This is a genomic window from Yersinia massiliensis CCUG 53443 (assembly GCF_000312485.1).
Lineage (GTDB): Bacteria > Pseudomonadota > Gammaproteobacteria > Enterobacterales > Enterobacteriaceae > Yersinia > Yersinia massiliensis.
The window spans coordinates 1,809,745-1,826,400 of sequence record NZ_HE997643.1 but is presented as its reverse complement, the minus strand read 5'-3'; the positions used below and the strand labels follow the sequence as shown (position 1 = coordinate 1,826,400).

Below are 16,656 nucleotides of genomic sequence, written 5' to 3'. Positions count from 1 at the left end.
TGTGCTTGACGTTGCAGGGGTGTTAGCTGCACTCACTTACCCGAATCACTGACGAGTGTCAGCTCATCGGGATGCGTTTGCTTGCTGCCTACCTGCAACGCCAATGACTTTGAGGATTCCGGTGGTGTGCTTGACGTTGAAGATTTCGTTGTCTGCGTGGTGCTATAGAAAGGCATCTGCAACGCTGTGTTTTTTGGGTATATACTAAGCCCCCTGTTTTTCATCTGTAGGGCAGAGAGCTGCCGGAGAACAACGTGAAAATTCTGGTTGATGAGAATATGCCGTACGCGGACGAACTATTCCGGCGTTTAGGCGATGTGCAAGCGGTGCCGGGGCGGCCCATTCCTCGTGAAGCGTTGGCTGATGCTGATGCGCTGATGGTGCGCTCCGTGACCAAAGTCAATGAAGCACTGCTGCAAGGCACGTCTATTGGTTTCGTCGGGACCGCGACGGCCGGCACAGACCATGTTGATGACAACTGGTTACGCCAACAGGGAATTGGCTTCTCCGCTGCGCCAGGCTGTAATGCTATCGCGGTGGTCGAATACGTTTTCTCTGCGCTGATGATGATGGCCGAACGCGATGGTTTCCAACTGCGCGATAAAACGGTGGGCATCGTGGGGGTAGGCAATGTCGGCTCACGGCTCAATGATCGCCTAAAAGCCCTTGGTGTCCGTACCTTGCTCTGCGATCCACCGCGAGCAGACCGGGGCGATAACGAAATATTTTGGCCCTTAGAAAAATTGGTCCGCGAAGCAGATGTCCTCACCTTCCATACGCCATTGAACAAAACCGGTGCTTATCAAAGCCTGCATATGGCTGATGATGAGTTACTGGCGGCGCTGCCCGATGGCCGCATACTGATCAATGCTTGTCGTGGCGCGGTGGTGGACAATGCCGCCTTACTCCGCACATTGGAAAAAGGGAAAAAACTGAGTGTGGTATTGGATGTGTGGGAGCCCGAGCCAGAGCTTTCTCTACCGCTGCTGGCGCGTGTCGATATCGGCACGCCGCACATTGCTGGATACACACTCGAAGGTAAAGCGCGTGGCACGACCCAAGTGTTCGAGGCATTCAGCCAGCATTTAGGGCAGCCCCAATCGGTCGCCTTAGCGACACTGCTACCGCAACCTGAATTCAGCCATTTACAGCTCAATGGCGAGCTGGATGAAGGCAAATTAAAACGATTGATGCACTTAGTGTATGATGTGCGCCGCGATGATGCGCCGTTGCGCCGCGTTGCTGGCTTGCCGGGAGAGTTTGACCGCTTGCGTAAGCACTATCAAGAACGGCGCGAATGGTCATCACTGTGTGTACAGTGTGACAATGCCGCGAGTGCGGCGCTATTGCAGAAATTAGGATTCGGTACTGAATTAAAGTAACCCGATGACGAGATCTCAGGCGGTGTCATCCCGCTCAAAACAGGATTTTACCGCCTTTTGTATTGGTATGCCTTATTTGCCATTTAATGAATATCGTGGAGAAAACCAACATGTCTGACGGCTGGAATATTGCTCTGTTAGGAGCGACGGGCGCAGTAGGTGAAGCTTTGCTGGAGTTGCTCAATGAACGCCAGTTCCCCGTTGGTGAATTGTATCCGCTGGCCAGCGAGCGCAGTGCTGGCGCGACCGTGCGTTTTAACGGTAAAAGTTTGCTGGTTGAAAACGCCGCTGAATTTGACTGGTCTCAAGCCCAATTAGCTTTCTTTGTTGCTGGCCCTGAAGCCTCACAACAGTATGCGGAAGAAGCAGGGAACGCCGGTTGTTTGGTTATCGACAGCAGTGGCTTGTTCGCGATGGAGCAAGATATACCGCTGGTGGTGCCGAGTGTGAACCCTCAAGTGCTGGCCGATTACCGTAATCGTAATATCGTCGCGGTGGCTGATAGCCTGACCAGCCAATTGCTGACGGCGGTTAAACCGCTGACCGAGCAGGCAGGTTTGTCCCGTCTACATGTTACCGCGCTGATTTCTGCCTCCGCCCACGGCAAAGCCGCTGTGGATGATCTCGCGGGCCAAAGTGCTAAGTTACTTAACGGTATTCCTGCCGAACCGGGTATTTTCGCTAAACAGTTGGCCTTTAACGTCTTACCACTGCTGGCAGATGAAGAGGGCAGTGTGCGCGAAGAGCGCCGTTTGGTGGATCAAGTGCGCAAAGTGTTGCAAGACGAAGGTTTGCCTATCTCGGTGACCTGCATTCAGTCACCGGTATTTTACGGGCAAGCACAAGTGGTTCATCTGGAAACACTACGCCCTATCGCCGCTGAAGAAGCGCGCGAAGAACTGGAAAATTGCGAAGATATTCAATTATCCGAAGAAGACGATTACCCCACGCAGGTCAGTGATGCGTCAGGCAGTGATGTCCTGAGTATTGGCTGTGTGCGCAACGATTACGGTATTCCTGAAGTCTTGCAGTTCTGGTCGGTGGCCGACAACATTCGTTTTGGTGGCGCATTAATGGCCATTGAAACGGCGGAGCGCCTGTTGCAGGAGCAGCTATACTGATGTCCGAACTTGAGTTGGCTCAGCAAGGTGCTGTTGTTCAGCAAGACAATGCTGTTCAGAAAGACACCACAGTGGCAGAGACTGCCACTCTAAAGATTGCGCTGGGGATCGAGTATAACGGTAGCCGCTATTTTGGCTGGCAACGTCAGCAAGAAGTCACCAGTGTGCAAGCTTGCCTCGAGGCGGCGGTTTCGAAAGTCGCCAATGAGCCTATCGGCGTATTTTGTGCTGGGCGAACGGATGCGGGTGTCCATGCCACTGGGCAAGTCGTGCATTTTGTTACCACCGCTGTGCGCAAAGATGCCGCTTGGACCATGGGGGTCAATAGCCATTTGCCGCCAGATATTGCAGTGCGCTGGGTAAAAACGGTTGATGAAGATTTCCATGCCCGTTTCAGTGCCACGGCTCGTCGCTATCGCTACATTATTTTTAACCATCGCTATCGCCCCGCAGTATTAGCGCAAGGAGTGACCCATTGCCACATGCCGTTGGATGCCGAAAAAATGGAACAGGCCGCGCAGTGTCTGCTTGGTGAGAATGATTTTACGTCATTTCGTGCCGTGCAGTGTCAGTCTCGTACACCATGGCGAAATGTAAAACATATCAAAGTTACCCGACACGGCGCGTATATCGTGGTAGATATCAAGGCCAACGCTTTTGTCCACCATATGGTGCGCAATATCGTTGGTAGCCTGATAGAAATTGGCGCTGGGAATCAGGACATTAACTGGATGGCTGAGTTACTCGCGCTAAAAGATCGTTCTCGCGCTGCGGCAACGGCGAAAGCGGAAGGGTTGTATTTGGTGTCAGTTGATTACCCCGAACATTTTGCTTTGCCCTCTGCGCCGATGGGACCACTTTTCTTAGCAGATGATTGATGGCAATAAATCAACGGTTATTGGCTGACTTGTCTCTTAGTCTAAGGAATATTTAAGGTACATCAGCTAGTCTCAATCACCGTTTAAGCTCGCTTACCATTCGAGAGTAATTATGGATTTTATACGTTTCATTATTGATTTTATCTTGCATATTGATGTTCATCTGGCTGAGCTGGTGGCGCAGTATGGGATCTGGGTTTATGCCATTTTATTCCTGATTTTGTTCTGTGAAACCGGGTTAGTTGTCACCCCGTTCTTACCGGGCGACTCTTTGCTCTTTGTGGCTGGGGCGCTGGCATCATTGCCATCAAATGATCTCAATGTGCATATCATGGTTGCGCTAATGGTGACCGCGGCAATTATTGGGGATGCGGTTAATTACACCATTGGCAGAGTGTTTGGTGAAAAGCTTTTCAGTGATCCAGACTCCAAGATTTTCCGTCGCAGCTATCTGGATAAAACTCACCAGTTTTACGAGAAACATGGTGGGAAGGCGATTATTCTGGCACGCTTCGTCCCCATCATTCGTACTTTTGCGCCATTCGTTGCTGGGATGGGGAAAATGTCCTATCGTCATTTTGCAGCGTATAACGTGATTGGGGCATTGGTATGGGTACTGCTATTCACCTATGCTGGTTATCTGTTTGGTAACGTGCCTTTCGTGCAGAACAATCTGAAATTGCTAATTGTCGCCATCATTGTGGTGTCAATTTTACCCGGTGTCTTTGAGGTTTGGCGGCATCGGCGCGCAGCGGCACGTCAAAAAAATCAGTAAAAACGTTACCTAAGCCAAGGGTTCGACCAGTTTTTTATCCACACTGTCGAGCCAATATGGTTTAATGAGTGACATTTATGGTCTGTTCCTGCGGATAGCTCTAATTTCGATGCCTTAGCCACGCTGTACTGGCGTGTATCTCAGGCATTTTTTATTGGGGTGATTTCAGGAAGATGGTTAAAGCATGAACAGCGGACTGGCTTCGGCCAGGTTCAAACAGAAAGGTCATCGATGAGCTGGATTGAACGAATTCTTAACAAAAGCAATATCACACCAACCCGTAAAGCGAGTATTCCTGAAGGGGTGTGGACGAAATGTGACAGCTGTGGTCAGGTGCTTTACCGTGCCGAACTAGAGCGTAATCTAGAAGTTTGTCCTAAGTGTGATCACCATATGCGTATGTCAGCCCGAGCACGGTTGCATATGCTGTTGGATGCAGGCAGTGAAGTTGAATTGGGTAGCGAGCTGGAACCGAAGGATATCCTGAAATTCAGGGATTCCAAAAAGTATAAAGATCGTCTTTCTGCCGCTCAAAAAGAGACTGGCGAGAAAGATGCTTTGGTTTCCATGAAAGGCACTCTGCATGGTATGCCGATTGTTGCCGCTTCATTCGAATTTGCCTTTATGGGCGGTTCGATGGCATCAGTTGTGGGTGCGCGGTTTGTGCGCGCAGTAGAGCAGGCACTGGAAGATAGTTGTCCCTTAGTCTGTTTCTCATCCAGTGGCGGTGCTCGAATGCAGGAAGCATTGATGTCACTGATGCAGATGGCGAAAACCAGTGCTGCGCTGGCAAAAATGCAAGAGCGTGGTTTGCCTTACATCTCGGTGCTGACGGACCCTACCATGGGGGGCGTTTCCGCCAGTTTGGCGATGCTCGGGGATATTAATATCGGTGAGCCTAAAGCCTTGATCGGTTTTGCTGGCCCACGGGTTATCGAGCAAACGGTGCGAGAGAAACTGCCACCTGGCTTCCAGCGCAGTGAATTCTTGATTGAAAAAGGCGCTATCGACATGATTGTGCGTCGTCCAGTGATGCGTGAGACGATTGCCAGCATCTTGTCTAAGTTGACTCATCAGCCACAGCCAAGCGTGGATGACGTCAAAAGCGATATGACGGCGACGGATACTCAGGCAGAAGCCTGATTATCTCTACGGGCACCCCCTTGATAAGGTGGTGCCCAGTTATTCAGCATTGTCGCCGCTTGAGCCTTGTTATCATACATAAGACTAGGTTCTCTTACATAAGACAGGGTTCTCTTACAGAAGACATTGTCGCTTTACACAAGAATAGAATTACCCTAAGTCATGACGTTGCAGGTAGGCAGCAAGTGAAATAACGTCGCTAATACCTCCTGTCATCTCAACTACAAAGGGTATAAAGGCCAGTGACGGGACTCATGAACAATCATCAAATTCCCCAAGCCACGTCGCCTTTGGCCGCGTGGCTTGACTATCTTGAGCACTTGCATTCTCAGCCGATTGAGCTGGGTTTGGAGCGCGTTAAACAGGTTGCTGAGCGTCTTGATCTGCTTAAACCTGCCCCGACCGTATTCACCATTGCCGGTACAAATGGCAAAGGCACCACTTGCTGTACCCTTGAATCAATTCTGCTGGCAGCCGGTCTGCGAGTAGGGGTGTATAGCTCGCCACATCTTTTGCGTTACACCGAGCGCGTTCGCATTCAGGGGCAAGAGCTATCTGAAGCCGAACATAGCCACGCTTTTGCCCATGTTGAAGCTGGGCGCGAAGGTATCTCGCTGACTTACTTCGAATTTGGCACGTTAGCAGCACTGCAACTCTTTAAGCAGGCTAAGCTTGATGTGGTGATTCTTGAAGTGGGGCTAGGTGGGCGATTGGATGCAACCAACATTGTTGATTCTGATGTGGCTGCCGTCACCAGCATTGCGATAGACCACACCGACTGGTTGGGCTTTGATCGTGAGAGTATTGGGCGCGAAAAAGCAGGGGTATTCCGTGCAGGAAAACCGGCTATCGTGGGCGAACCTGATATGCCGCAGTCTATTGCTGATGTCGCTGAAAAACTCGGTGCTCAACTGTATCAGCGCAATAAAGCGTGGCAATTTAGCCAGCAAGAAAAACATTGGAACTGGCAGTGCGGCGATCATCAATGGGCTGATTTACCGTTACCCAATGTGCCGTTGGCGAATGCGGCTACGGCATTGGCTGTATTGCACTACTCCGGTCTGCCATTGAGTGAAACTACGGTGCATCAAGGTTTACTGGCTGCCCGTTTACCGGGGCGTTTCCAGATAGTCAGTGAGCAACCCTTGCTGATTTTGGATGTGGCTCATAACCCGCACGCTGCACGTTATTTGACTGATAGGCTGGCCCAATTGCCGAAAAAAGGTCAAGTACGGGCAGTGGTTGGGATGCTATCAGATAAAGATATTGGCGGGACGTTGGCGTGTTTATCTGAACAGGTCGACGAATGGTATTGTGCGCCCTTAGAAGGCCCGCGTGGGGCCACGGCTGAGCAATTAGCTGAACACCTTAGCCGTTCCCGCACCTTTAATGATGTTGAGACGGCTTGGAGACAGGCCATGCAGGATGCAGCACCACAGGATGTGGTCATTGTCTGTGGCTCTTTCCATACAGTCGCCCATGTGATGGCTGCATTGAGTCTGTAATGGTGTCGATTTTATAACCGATTGAATATAGACCTAAAATAGTGGGTGCTACACAGCGGTAGTCAGCGAACGTAGCTGTCGCATCCAGTATCACAGGCAAAGTTTGGGGAGTGCGAGTGGCAAGTAAGTTCCAGAACCGTTTAGTCGGGACCATCATTCTAGTCGCGTTAGGCGTAATTGTGCTGCCGGGGCTGCTGGATGGCAAAAAGAAGCATTATGAGGATGAGTTCGCCGCCATTCCATTAGTGCCAAAACCCGGTGATAGCCAAGAGATTGATGCGGTTCCACCGGTCAGTCAGCCTTTGCCTATCGCGCCGCCGGAAGGCGCGGCACAAGCGGTGGAAGTCCCGAAAGATGATTCCGTCTCTCAGGCCGCGAACGATGCCGGTCACCGGCCAACTGAACCCCTTATTGTCTCACCACCACCGATGCAAAATAAGCCGGTTGAGGTGAAACCTGTGGAGAAGAAACCGGTTGAGATCAAGCCAACGCCGGTAGAGAAAAAACCGCAGGAAGTGAAACCTAAACCAGAGGTTAAGCCTGAAGTGCAGCCGGAGAGTAAACCCGTCACTGAAGAGAAAGCACCGGTCGGGCAGGCTTATGTTGTCCAACTGGGGGCGTTGAAAAATGCCGCTAAAGTGAATGAGGTTGTTGCCACATTACGTCTGTCTGGTCATCGGGCTTATACCGTACCTGCGACCCCTGTTCAGGGTCAGATAACCCGTATTTTTGTCGGGCCGGATGCGTCAAAACAAAAACTGCAATCAGCGTTGCCTGAGCTTAATTCATTAAGCGGCCTAAATGGACAGGTTAAGTCCTACAGCACGGGGCGTTAGGGTATCGCGTAGCATGACGATGTCAGGTCTCGCGGGGTTGTAAATGAAGTATGTGAGCTAAGTTTGTGCGACGATTGTTGTTTTTAAAATCGTCGCACTTTAATTTGTCATGGGGTCAGAAACCCCTACGCAAACGTTTTCTTTTTCTGTTAGAATTCGCCGCGAACAGGATGCAGCGGTGATTTCGTCATTGGAATAGCCATGGTCTGGATTGATTACGTCATTATAGGGATTATCGGATTTTCTGCTTTGGTCAGCTTAATCCGAGGGTTTGTCCGTGAAGCATTGTCACTTGTAACATGGGGATGTGCGTTTTTCGTTGCCAGCCATTTTTACAGTTACCTTGCTGTCTACTTCACTCGTTTTGAGGATGAAGTCGTCCGTAACGGAATTGCTATCGGCATTTTGTTCATCGCGACATTGATCGTCGGGGCTATTGTTAACTATGTGATTGGTTCACTGGTTGAGCGTACTGGGTTATCAGGAACAGACAGGGTATTAGGGATCTGTTTTGGGGCGCTGAGAGGTGTTCTGATTGTCTCTGCCATGTTGTTCTTCCTTGATACGTTTACCGGCTTCTCACAAAGTGAAGACTGGAAACAGTCGCAATTAATCCCGCAGTTCAGTTATATCATCAGGTGGTTCTTTGACTACCTGCAGAGCACGTCGAGTTTCTTGCCGGATCAACTACCGATTCGGAGCGGCTTATGAGGAAAAGACAACATGTGCGGTATTGTCGGTATCGCCGGTTTTGCACCGGTAAACCAGTCGATTTATGATGCGCTGACGGTGCTTCAGCACCGAGGCCAGGATGCTGCGGGCATCGTCACCATTGATGCCCATAACGGGTTCCGGCTGCGTAAAGCAAACGGCTTGGTGAAGGATGTATTTGAAACCCGGCATATGCTGCGCTTACAGGGGAATATGGGTATTGGCCATGTTCGTTACCCGACAGCAGGCAGTTCCAGTGCTTCCGAGGCTCAGCCTTTCTACGTTAATTCACCGTTTGGCATTACCTTGGCACATAACGGTAATCTGACTAACGCTCACCAGCTAAGAAAGAAATTATTCGAAGTTTCTCGCCGTCATGTGAATACCACGTCTGACTCAGAAATTTTGCTGAATATTTTTGCCAGTGAATTGGACCGCTTCCAACATTATCCGTTGGAGTCTGACAACATTTTTGCCGCTGTTGCCGCTACGCATCAGCTCATTCGCGGTGCATATGCGTGCGTCGCGATGATTATCGGTCATGGCATGGTCGCCTTCCGTGATCCGAATGGGATTCGCCCGCTGGTGATTGGTAAACGCACGTTGGTTGATGGCCGCAATGAGTATATGGTCGCTTCTGAAAGTGTGGCACTCGATACCCTCGGTTTCGAATTCCTGCGTGATGTTGCGCCGGGTGAAGCGGTGTATATCACCGAAAAAGGCCAGTTGTTCACTCGCCAATGCGCTGAAAATCCAAAATACAACCCATGCCTGTTTGAGTATGTCTACTTTGCTCGCCCTGATTCCTTTATGGACAAAATTTCTGTTTACAGTGCACGTGTGCGCATGGGCCAGAAGTTGGGCGCGAAAATTGCTAAACAGTGGGAAGATTTAGATATCGATGTGGTTATCCCTATCCCTGAAACCTCTTGCGATATTGCGCTGGAGATTGCTCGAATTCTGGATAAACCTTACCGCCAAGGTTTTGTGAAAAACCGCTATGTTGGCCGTACCTTCATTATGCCGGGTCAGCAAGAGCGCCGTAAATCTGTGCGCCGTAAACTGAATGCTAACCGTGCAGAATTCCGCGATAAGAACGTGTTATTGGTGGATGATTCGATTGTGCGGGGCACCACCTCAGAGCAGATCGTTGAGATGGCACGTGAAGCGGGGGCGAAAAAAGTCTATTTTGCCTCAGCCGCACCTGAAATCCGTTTCCCTAACGTGTATGGGATCGATATGCCGAGCGCCAATGAGTTAATCGCTCATGGTCGTGAAGTGGATGAGATTCGCCAGTTAATTGGTGCCGACGCGCTGATTTTCCAAGATCTTACTGACCTTATCGAAGCCGTACGCGAAGATAACCCCGATATCACTCAGTTTGAATGTTCCGTCTTTAATGGCGTTTACGTCACTAAAGACGTGGATCAGAGCTATCTAGAGTATCTGGAGTCGTTACGTAACGATGATGCGCAAGCATTACGTAATCATAACGAAGCGGAAAATCTTGAGATGCATAACGAAGGTTGATACCCGCAACGGATGAAGTTGCAGGTATATCGGCTGATTTACGATTGCGACCGGCAAGACGTACTTTAGTGACAAAAATAGATGAATCAAAAAGGTGCAATTTGCGTTCAGGCGCGGTGCACCTTTTTTGTTTTAAGATACTGGGGGCATGACTTGCTTATCTGTGTCTGATACGGCAAAGTTTGCCCCTATTTCTTTGTGTTATGCTTATTTTTGAAGGCATAACATCAGTACGAGGCATTTTCCATGAAGCGACTTATTATCGGTATCAGCGGGGCTAGCGGAGCCATTTATGGCGTGCGGCTGTTACAGGTGCTGCAACAGGTTGAGGGCGTGGAAACTCATTTAATTATCAGCAATGCGGCACGTCAAACGTTAGCACTTGAAACCGAGTTCAGTGTAAAGGAAGTTCAAGCATTGGCCGATGTGGTACATGACTCACGGGACATTGCAGCATGCATTTCCTCTGGTTCATTTAAGACCCATGGAATGGTTATTTTACCTTGTTCAATCAAAACCTTATCTGGAATTGTCCATAGCTATACGGATGGTTTACTGACGCGCGCTGCCGATGTGATTTTAAAAGAGCGTCGCCCATTACTGCTCTGTGTTCGCGAAAGCCCATTACATTTGGGGCACTTACGGCTATTGGTGCAAGCGGCTGAATTAGGTGCAGTTATTATGCCACCAATGCCAGCGTTCTATCATCGCCCACAAACCCTGCAAGAGATTGTTGATCAGACCGTTAATCGAGTTATCGATCAATTTGATATCGAATTACCTGAAGATCTCTTTGTCCGTTGGCAAGGTGCGAATTAACGTTTCTGATTGATTCGCACGGACCCCTCCCGATTAAATTCATATATTTCTCACTTTATTGATACATTTGTGCAACATCGCACTGAAATGAGGCAGGTTATGCACCACAATGATCCTGCCACACGGTTGCACTGTGGCACGAATATGGTGTTCGGTTTCTGTCGATGGCTTGATGCCTTGATTTGGTGGTGATCGTGCTCAGAAAGCAGGCGTGGAATTTCCTTTCCTCCCAGATGATTACTGGCACGATTACTGCAAATTGATTTATGAAAGCTATTATCTATTTATGAAATCTATTATCTATTGATGAAAGATCTGGGCTGTACCGAGCAAGTCTATATTTAGCAAACAAATGAGTACCTAGCGGGATTGAACGGAGCGAGATGGTACAGAAATCTAACGCGCTTTAATGGCATCGAAAATCAATTTGAGGGTTATGTATGAAGAAGACGATTCTGGTTCTACCTTTAGTTTTAGCCTTGGCTGCCGCGAGCAGTGCTTTTGCTGCCATTCCTAAAGATATCAAGATCGGTACCGATCCAACTTATGAACCTTTTGAATCTAAAAACGCCAGTGGTGAGCTGGTTGGTTTTGATATCGATATAGCAAAAGAGCTCTGTAACCGTATTGATACCAAATGTACTTTCGTTGAAAGTGACTTTGATGCATTAATTCCATCGCTCAAAGCTAAAAAAATCGATGCCATTATCTCCTCGCTTTCCATCACCGAAAAACGCCAAAAAGAGATTGCTTTCACTGACAAACTCTACGCAGCGAACGCGCGTCTAATTGCGCCGAAAGACAGCAAAATTGAACCAACATTGGTAGCCTTGAAAGGCAAACGTGTTGGGGTGTTGCAAGGTTCAACACAAGAGGCTTTCGCCAATGCTGAGTGGCAACCAAAAGGCATTGATGTTGTTGCCTATCAAAATCAGGATTTGATCTACGCTGACTTAGCTTCTGGCCGTATTGATGCGACGTTCCAAGATGAAGTCGCTGGCAGCGAAGGCTTCCTGAAACAAGCTATCGGTAAAGATTATGCGTTTGCAGGGCCATCCGTGAAAAATGACCAGTTCTTTGGCGTGGGTACCGGAATGGGCTTACGTAAAGATGATGCAGAACTGAAAGCGGCGTTAGATAAAGCCTTTGCAGAAATGCGTAAAGACGGCACTTACGACAAGCTAGCGAAAAAGTATTTCGACTTTGATGTCTACGGCGGTTAATTCTCTTGCCGTGAAGGCCTCTGCTGACGCCAGCAGGGGCCGCTATAGGGTAATTAACACGCGTCATTTACCAGACTCCTTACTCAGTAAGACAGGATAACCCAGATGCTGGATGGATATTCGAAACTGATATTTGAAGGTGCCCTGGTAACGCTGGAGTTAGCATTATGTTCAGTGCTGCTATCGGTGATTATCGGCTTGATTGGTGCCGGTGGAAAGTTATCCTCAAATCGGCTGTTATCGGGCTTATTTGAGTGCTACACCACGCTTATTCGCGGTGTACCGGATTTAGTTTTAATGTTGCTTATCTTTTACGGTTTGCAGATCACCCTAAACAGCATTACCGAATCTCTCGGTTTTGAACAAATTAATATTGACCCTCTCTCTGCTGGGATAATCACCCTCGGTTTTATTTATGGGGCCTATTTCACCGAAACCTTTCGTGGCGCGTATATGGCTGTTCCTGCGGGCCAAATTGAAGCAGCTACCGCTTTTGGTTTCTCCTCAAGTCAGATTTTCCGCAGAATTATGTTTCCTGCCATGATGCGTTATGCATTACCGGGCATTGGTAATAACTGGCAGGTGATTCTAAAGGCAACGGCATTAGTCTCTATTCTGGGGCTGAATGATGTCGTAAAAGCCACGCAGTTAGCGGGAAAGGGCACTTATCAACCCTTCTTCTTTGCTTTAGTCGCCGGTGCGGTTTATCTGATCTTTACCACGGTATCGAATGGTGTCTTGCTGTGGTTAGAGCGGCGCTATTCCCATGGGGTGAAGAGGGCTGAGCTATGATCGAGATTCTGCATCAATATTGGCAAGCACTGCTCTGGAGTGATGGTTACCGGTTTACCGGCATGGCCGTCACCTTGTGGTTATTAATTTCCTCGGTCGTCATGGGCGGGCTGTTGGCTATTCCGCTAGCGGTTGCTCGGGTGGCAGAACGGCGCTGGATCCGCTTACCCGTCTGGATTTTCACTTATATTTTCCGCGGCACGCCGTTATATGTCCAATTGCTGGTGTTCTATTCTGGCATGTACAGTTTAGAGATTGTCCGAGGCAATGATCTGCTGAATGCCTTCTTTCGCAGCGGCTTGAATTGTACTATTTTGGCGCTGACGTTAAATACCTGTGCATACACAACAGAGATATTTGCCGGTGCGATTCGTTCAGTACCACACGGCGAAATTGAAGCGGCTAGAGCTTATGGCTTCTCGCGCTTTAAAATGTATCGGTGTATTATTTTGCCTTCAGCACTGCGCATTGCTTTACCTGCGTATAGTAATGAAGTGATTTTAATGCTGCATTCAACGGCATTGGCTTTTACGGCCACCGTGCCGGATATACTGAAAATCGCGCGAGATATTAACGCGGCGACTTATCAGCCGTTTTATGCTTTTGGTATTGCTGCCGTACTTTATCTGATTATCTCCTTCACGCTAATTAGCCTGTTCCGCCAGGCAGAGAGACGTTGGCTGGCTCATATAAAACCGCAGGCATCGCATTAAGTACGGAGAAACCATGATGGACATAATTGAAACTATGAATAGCGCATCAGAAACGATGACTGACACATCAGAAACGAAAATAGCTGAAACCAAGCTGTCGGTAACGGAATTACATAAGCATTATGGTGAGCATGAGGTTTTAAAAGGCGTTTCACTTTCTGCTAAAGCGGGAGATGTGATTTCCATTATTGGCTCTTCGGGCTCGGGGAAAAGTACCTTTTTACGCTGTATTAATTTTTTGGAAAAACCAAGCGAAGGTTCGATTAGCGTTAATAACCAAGATATTCGCTTAGTGCGAGATAAAGATGGGCAATTAAAAGTTTTCGATAAAAAAGAACTGCAATTATTGCGCACGCGATTAACGATGGTCTTCCAACATTTTAATTTATGGAGCCATATGACGGTGCTGGAAAACGTCATGGAAGCGCCTATTCAAGTATTAGGGCTAAGTAAATCGATAGCGAAAGAGCGAGCTATCCGCTATTTGGATAAAGTCGGTATTGATGAACGAGCGCGGGCTAAATACCCGGTGCATCTTTCTGGCGGCCAGCAACAGCGCGTTTCAATTGCTCGGGCATTGGCCATGGAGCCGGATGTATTACTGTTTGATGAGCCCACCTCGGCATTGGACCCTGAACTGGTTGGCGAAGTTTTGCGTATTATGCAAAAACTGGCAGAAGAGGGGAAAACCATGGTGGTGGTGACCCATGAAATGGAGTTCGCTCGGCATGTTTCTAGCCATGTCATCTTCTTGCACAAAGGGGTGATAGAAGAAGAAGGCCCTCCGGCAGAGCTTTTTGGCAACCCGAAAAGTCTTCGTTTGCAGCAGTTCCTTTCAGGGGCATTGAAGTAACATATTGTTCAGCGGGATAGCGATGAATGAGTCTATCCCGCTGCGATATATCTCAGGTATTTAGCGTTTGTTGCTATCGGCAGTTGTTGGTTTTTTCAATACAGCCCGCAGCGCCTCTTCCAGATCGAAATAACGAAAACCAAAGCCCGCCTCTTCCAATCGTTTTGGTACGGCCCGTTGCCCCCCCAGCACCAACGCTGCTGATTCACCCAGTAATAAACGCATTGCCGCCGCAGGCGTTCGAATGACAGCAGGGCGGTCTAATACCTCTGCTAGCGTGGCAATAAATTGCTCGTTATGTACAGGATACGGGGAAACCATATTGAAGGGGCCATTAAGGCCATCGGTCGTCAATAAGAAATAGATGCCATGCACCATGTCGTCGATATGAATCCACGGTAAATATTGGCGACCATCACCGATTGGGCCGCCCAAACCAAGGCGCAACAGCGGCACCATTTTGGCTAACGCTCCGCCGTGAGGGGCTAACACGATACCCGTACGCAATAAACAGACTCGCGTCTGCTGACTTTCGGCGGCGAGTGCCAGACTTTCCCAGCGTTCACAAAGCTGATGGGTAAACTCATCGTGTGGCGTTTCTTCTTCGGTGACCAAAGCTTGCCCTTGGTCGCCATAGAACCCCACCGCAGAACCGGATATGAACACCGCAGGTGGCTCACTACTGGCATTAATTAGCGCAGTCAGTTTTTCGGTTATTTGCCAGCGGCTTTGACACAAAATCTCTTTTTGCTGTGGGGTCCAACGTTTTTCTGCAATAGGTTCGCCAGCGAGGTTAATCACGGCATCAAAGCCATTCAGATCATGCTGATCATCTAGCGTAGACCAGCAGGTAACTTGTGGACCGAGCACTTCTTTTGCACGTTGTAGATCACGTGTCAGCGCAGTAATTTGATGAGCTTGTGACAACAGGAAGGCGGTCAGACTGCGTCCGATTAGCCCTGTCGCGCCAGTGATTAAAATACGCATAGCCAATCTCCATTGATGCCCTTTAACATGAACTCTGAAGGGTAAATAACCCACCCCATCGGGTCACGCACTCATTATTATTTGTTTCACTTTCAGCATAGATGATTCCAAGCGCTTATCCTACGATACTGAGCACATCCTGAGATAAATCTAAAGAGAAAACCCTCCTAAAGCCTCGTTTGAAAAATAATTAAATAATCATTAAACAAATCCGACATTCTGACCGATTAATACAAGAGTAGGCTTTCAGGTACTACCAGTTCGTCCTTAGGTGGTATCGGTATACCTCATTGTTTTTAAATGTTAAAGATATGTATAAGCCATGCCCAAACGACGTTAAAACATGCTAAAGGTGAATTTCTGCTAAAGTGAATATGAGTATTTAAATTAAAGGAAGCCATCCGCCTTCCATCACTTTGCGAAATTGGATGTTTTATCAATGTCGGGTATTTTATAAAAGTTAACGCAGGCTTATAAATCGTCCCGCTGAGGTCAGGTTGTGATCTCATTATTGCTTATAAACTTTTCAGGTGCGCATGAAGCTAAACATCGAAGTTAATTGTTCTTACATATGTGAACCCATACATAAGCAGGATGGTAGTTTATTAGCCGTCGAGCTATTAAGCCGATTCTCAGCCAAATCGGTCGATTTATCCATGGACGTCGAACAGTTTATTCGAGAGTTAGGCGTTGAAGGGAAAACGAAATTATTTCATGATCAATTGCGCGCAGTAAAAACCTACAGTGAATGGTTTATTGCTAACAATGTTCTGCTATCGATTAATATCGATTTTGACTTGGCAAGCGTGATCGTTTCCGATGATTCAACCCGCTGTATGATTGATGAAATGCCGTTCCTTAGGCTGGAAATCATGGAAACTTTCTCTAATTTATCCGATGGTATGAATAACCCGCTATTACGTGAATTAGCTGGGCGATATCCGCTCTGGCTAGATGATTTAGGCAGTGGGGGCTCGACTTTAAATGCAGTGACGGCCAATATTTTTGAATATGTGAAGATCGATAAGCATTTCTTCTGGCAGCACAATAAACATACCTTCCCAATTCTGATCAATAACATCAAGAAATATTGCCTCGGTGTTATTGTTGTTGGCGTCGAAAATCAGGATGAATCGGCACAACTCAAGGGGAGCAATATTGACGCGATGCAGGGGTATTTATTCCATCCTCTGACATTAGATGAGCTGGTATCGCAACCTTCATGATATCCGTTCCTCCCTTGCTATTTCGACATGCGCTGGCATAGCTAACATGGCGGCGCTGTTTCGATAGAAAAAGAATTTCTCGCAATTGATGGCTCTTTTTATCGGATAAATCCGACGGATTGGGTGATAGAATAACGCCTCTTTTAGCTCCCATCAGTCATG

17 protein-coding genes are annotated in these 16,656 nt (G+C 48.2%); 15 read left to right on the top strand and 2 right to left on the bottom strand.

The genetic code is table 11. The features are described from left to right. Positions 1 to 32: 32 nt before the first annotated feature. Entirely contained in the window at positions 33 to 176 is a 144-nt protein-coding gene (locus BN68_RS24295; RefSeq protein WP_155965366.1) for a hypothetical protein, read from the bottom strand. 78 nt (positions 177 to 254) lie between these two features. Between BN68_RS24295 and pdxB the strand changes: the two genes are divergently transcribed. The 14 genes from pdxB to hisP all read left to right on the top strand — a co-directional run bounded on the left by pdxB (position 255) and on the right by hisP (position 14,281). After that, complete coding sequence (gene pdxB / locus BN68_RS08245) at positions 255 to 1,382, top strand: 4-phosphoerythronate dehydrogenase PdxB (protein WP_019210697.1); 1,128 nt, start codon at positions 255 to 257, stop codon at positions 1,380 to 1,382. Positions 1,383 to 1,492: 110 nt separating this feature from the next. Beyond that, complete coding sequence (locus BN68_RS08240) at positions 1,493 to 2,503, top strand: aspartate-semialdehyde dehydrogenase (RefSeq protein ID WP_019210696.1); 1,011 nt, start codon at positions 1,493 to 1,495, stop codon at positions 2,501 to 2,503. Beyond that, on the top strand, positions 2,503 to 3,381 hold the full coding sequence (truA, locus tag BN68_RS08235; RefSeq protein ID WP_019210695.1) for a tRNA pseudouridine(38-40) synthase TruA: 879 nt from the start codon (positions 2,503 to 2,505) through the stop codon (positions 3,379 to 3,381). The genes BN68_RS08240 and truA overlap by 1 nt, the downstream gene beginning before the upstream one ends. A gap of 112 nt (positions 3,382 to 3,493) precedes the next feature. Next, positions 3,494 to 4,156, top strand: a complete 663-nt coding sequence (locus tag BN68_RS08230) for a DedA family protein (protein ID WP_019210694.1) — start codon at positions 3,494 to 3,496, stop codon at positions 4,154 to 4,156. Positions 4,157 to 4,387: 231 nt separating this feature from the next. Beyond that, entirely contained in the window at positions 4,388 to 5,299 is a 912-nt protein-coding gene (gene accD, locus BN68_RS08225; protein ID WP_019210693.1) for an acetyl-CoA carboxylase, carboxyltransferase subunit beta, read from the top strand. A gap of 254 nt (positions 5,300 to 5,553) precedes the next feature. Then, positions 5,554 to 6,804 (top strand): bifunctional tetrahydrofolate synthase/dihydrofolate synthase, encoded by a 1,251-nt coding sequence (folC, locus tag BN68_RS08220; protein WP_019210692.1) that lies wholly within the window; start codon positions 5,554 to 5,556, stop codon positions 6,802 to 6,804. Positions 6,805 to 6,920: 116 nt separating this feature from the next. Beyond that, positions 6,921 to 7,640: a cell division protein DedD gene (gene dedD, locus BN68_RS08215; protein ID WP_019210691.1), complete on the top strand. Its 720-nt coding sequence runs from the start codon at positions 6,921 to 6,923 to the stop codon at positions 7,638 to 7,640. A gap of 201 nt (positions 7,641 to 7,841) precedes the next feature. Further along, positions 7,842 to 8,351: a colicin V production protein gene (cvpA, locus tag BN68_RS08210; protein WP_019210690.1), complete on the top strand. Its 510-nt coding sequence runs from the start codon at positions 7,842 to 7,844 to the stop codon at positions 8,349 to 8,351. A 12-nt stretch (positions 8,352 to 8,363) separates the two neighbouring features. Beyond that, complete coding sequence (purF, locus tag BN68_RS08205; RefSeq protein WP_019210689.1) at positions 8,364 to 9,881, top strand: amidophosphoribosyltransferase; 1,518 nt, start codon at positions 8,364 to 8,366, stop codon at positions 9,879 to 9,881. A 246-nt stretch (positions 9,882 to 10,127) separates the two neighbouring features. After that, positions 10,128 to 10,700: a UbiX family flavin prenyltransferase gene (locus BN68_RS08200; RefSeq protein WP_019210688.1), complete on the top strand. Its 573-nt coding sequence runs from the start codon at positions 10,128 to 10,130 to the stop codon at positions 10,698 to 10,700. Positions 10,701 to 11,140: 440 nt separating this feature from the next. Beyond that, on the top strand, positions 11,141 to 11,923 hold the full coding sequence (hisJ, locus tag BN68_RS08195) for a histidine ABC transporter substrate-binding protein HisJ (protein ID WP_019210687.1): 783 nt from the start codon (positions 11,141 to 11,143) through the stop codon (positions 11,921 to 11,923). A gap of 105 nt (positions 11,924 to 12,028) precedes the next feature. Beyond that, positions 12,029 to 12,715 (top strand): histidine ABC transporter permease HisQ, encoded by a 687-nt coding sequence (locus tag BN68_RS08190; RefSeq protein ID WP_019210686.1) that lies wholly within the window; start codon positions 12,029 to 12,031, stop codon positions 12,713 to 12,715. Continuing rightward, a complete protein-coding gene (locus BN68_RS08185; protein ID WP_019210685.1) occupies positions 12,712 to 13,428 on the top strand; it encodes an ABC transporter permease in 717 nt (238 codons plus the stop codon). Before BN68_RS08190 ends, BN68_RS08185 begins: the two co-directional genes overlap by 4 nt. 55 nt (positions 13,429 to 13,483) lie before the next feature. Continuing rightward, complete coding sequence (gene hisP / locus BN68_RS08180) at positions 13,484 to 14,281, top strand: histidine ABC transporter ATP-binding protein HisP (RefSeq protein ID WP_081578799.1); 798 nt, start codon at positions 13,484 to 13,486, stop codon at positions 14,279 to 14,281. A gap of 60 nt (positions 14,282 to 14,341) precedes the next feature. Here hisP and BN68_RS08175 read toward each other — a convergent pair whose 3' ends face one another. Then, positions 14,342 to 15,268: a TIGR01777 family oxidoreductase gene (locus tag BN68_RS08175; RefSeq protein WP_019210683.1), complete on the bottom strand. Its 927-nt coding sequence runs from the start codon at positions 15,266 to 15,268 to the stop codon at positions 14,342 to 14,344. 536 nt (positions 15,269 to 15,804) lie between these two features. On the opposite strand from BN68_RS08175, the gene BN68_RS08170 reads away from it, so the two are divergent. Then, positions 15,805 to 16,494, top strand: coding sequence for an EAL domain-containing protein (locus BN68_RS08170; protein WP_019210682.1), 690 nt, complete (start codon positions 15,805 to 15,807; stop codon positions 16,492 to 16,494). The last annotated feature ends 162 nt before the right edge of the window (positions 16,495 to 16,656 follow it).

Coding starts and splice junctions, on each gene's coding strand:
- BN68_RS24295 (WP_155965366.1), bottom strand. CDS start 176: ATGCCTTTCTATAGCACCACGCAGACAACGAAATCTTCAACGTCAAGC.
- BN68_RS08240 (WP_019210696.1), top strand. CDS start 1,493: ATGTCTGACGGCTGGAATATTGCTCTGTTAGGAGCGACGGGCGCAGTA.
- truA (WP_019210695.1), top strand. CDS start 2,503: ATGTCCGAACTTGAGTTGGCTCAGCAAGGTGCTGTTGTTCAGCAAGAC.
- BN68_RS08230 (WP_019210694.1), top strand. CDS start 3,494: ATGGATTTTATACGTTTCATTATTGATTTTATCTTGCATATTGATGTT.
- accD (WP_019210693.1), top strand. CDS start 4,388: ATGAGCTGGATTGAACGAATTCTTAACAAAAGCAATATCACACCAACC.
- folC (WP_019210692.1), top strand. CDS start 5,554: ATGAACAATCATCAAATTCCCCAAGCCACGTCGCCTTTGGCCGCGTGG.
- cvpA (WP_019210690.1), top strand. CDS start 7,842: ATGGTCTGGATTGATTACGTCATTATAGGGATTATCGGATTTTCTGCT.
- purF (WP_019210689.1), top strand. CDS start 8,364: ATGTGCGGTATTGTCGGTATCGCCGGTTTTGCACCGGTAAACCAGTCG.
- BN68_RS08200 (WP_019210688.1), top strand. CDS start 10,128: ATGAAGCGACTTATTATCGGTATCAGCGGGGCTAGCGGAGCCATTTAT.
- hisJ (WP_019210687.1), top strand. CDS start 11,141: ATGAAGAAGACGATTCTGGTTCTACCTTTAGTTTTAGCCTTGGCTGCC.
- BN68_RS08190 (WP_019210686.1), top strand. CDS start 12,029: ATGCTGGATGGATATTCGAAACTGATATTTGAAGGTGCCCTGGTAACG.
- BN68_RS08185 (WP_019210685.1), top strand. CDS start 12,712: ATGATCGAGATTCTGCATCAATATTGGCAAGCACTGCTCTGGAGTGAT.
- hisP (WP_081578799.1), top strand. CDS start 13,484: ATGACTGACACATCAGAAACGAAAATAGCTGAAACCAAGCTGTCGGTA.
- BN68_RS08175 (WP_019210683.1), bottom strand. CDS start 15,268: ATGCGTATTTTAATCACTGGCGCGACAGGGCTAATCGGACGCAGTCTG.
- BN68_RS08170 (WP_019210682.1), top strand. CDS start 15,805: ATGAAGCTAAACATCGAAGTTAATTGTTCTTACATATGTGAACCCATA.